At 53.2% G+C, this 1344-nt stretch carries 1 protein-coding gene; it reads left to right on the top strand.

Annotation, left to right across the window (positions count from 1 at the left end):
- Positions 1-81 precede the first annotated feature (81 nt).
- Positions 82-1098 carry an IS110 family RNA-guided transposase gene (locus AC0ZWN_RS28745; RefSeq protein ID WP_476337706.1) on the top strand — a complete coding sequence of 339 codons (1017 nt, stop codon included), beginning with the start codon at positions 82-84 and terminating at the stop codon, positions 1096-1098.
- Positions 1099-1344 lie beyond the last annotated feature (246 nt).

Here is a 1344-nt window from a genome sequence, read left to right as displayed (position 1 = left end):
TTAATGAGATGGTCAGCCCGGTGAGATCCTCGGCGGGTCTAAACTTGCCGAGGCTCTCTTTTTACCGAAGGAGGATCTCTCATGAATACCATCACGCTTTTGGGTATCGACATCGGCAAACACACTTTCCACCTGCATGGCCAAGACGCCAGAGGCCATCAGGTGCTGCGTAAAAAACTCAACCGAAACCAATTACTCCCCTTTCTGGCGCAGATCTCGACCTGCAAAATCGCCATGGAATCCTGTGGCGGGTCTCATTGGCTCGCCCGAAAAATCATGGAACAGGGCCATCACGTGCAGTTGATTGCACCCCAACATGTGAAGGCCTACGTCACCGGCAATAAAAACGATTTCATTGATGCCGAGGCCATTTGTGAAGCGGCCTCGCGCCCCAGAACCCGCTCGGTTCAAGTCAAAACCGTAGAACAGCAGGTGCTGTCCACAGAACACCGACTGCGCAAGTCTTTAGTAAATCGACGCACCGCCGTCATCAATCAAGTGCATGGATTTCTCCTGGAGTTCGGCGTCGTTTTTCCCGTTGGATACGCCGCACTGGATCGGCTCTCAGGTCTGATGGAGAGCCGTGAACTACCCACTCGCTTGATAAGTGCTATCAAACGCATGCTTGAAGACATTCGGCAGCTGACACATGAGATCAAAAAACTCGACGTCGAAATCAAACAACAGCTGACCCAAAACGATGCCGGCCAACGCCTGCAGAGCATCCCCGGCATCGGCCCTCTCATCGCTAGCGCGCTGGTGGCCGATGTCGGCGACGCTTCGGTTTTCAACTCATCTCGCGATTTTGCAGCGTCGTTGGGGCTGGTGCCGCGGCAGTACTCAACGGGTGGGGAAACGACATTGCTCGGCATCAGCAAGCGAGGGGACAAGTATTTAAGGAGTTTGTTGATGCAGGGCGCTCACGCCGTTTTGTGTCGCGTCGATAAGCGAACGGATGCCCTCGGTGTATGGGCCAAAAACCTACTGGCGCGCAAACATCCAAACAAAGTGGCCTGCGCCCTCGCGAACAAAATGGCAAGAATCGTCTGGGCGTTGTTAACCAAGGGCGGCACCTTTAACTCAACGCTCTTAGCTTAATCTGTTCGTTTCACCAACGGCTTTTGCGACGTCAGTACTGATGACGATAAACGGCAGACATCCTGACTGAAAACCTGATAACCAAAAGAGCTTTGGAAGCTGAAGCCTTTTTAAGGACAGGCAGGAGCGACTACTCATCAAGGGCCGAGCGCTATCCGTGCTCACACTGAGCCCGGATACATTAGCGCAAGCTCGATTTACCGTTAATCGCTGCTGAGTGGCAGAAGATGGGCTGACCATACATTT

The organism is Pseudomonas sp. 3B-A001-10F, from assembly GCF_056313565.1.
The sequence above is the reverse complement of the archived record's forward strand: the minus strand, read 5'-3'. Positions and strand labels throughout refer to the sequence as shown.

Bases quoted from the DNA above. Each gene is read 5' to 3' on its own strand.
- AC0ZWN_RS28745 (WP_476337706.1), top strand. From the start codon at position 82: ATGAATACCATCACGCTTTTGGGTATCGACATCGGCAAACACACTTTC.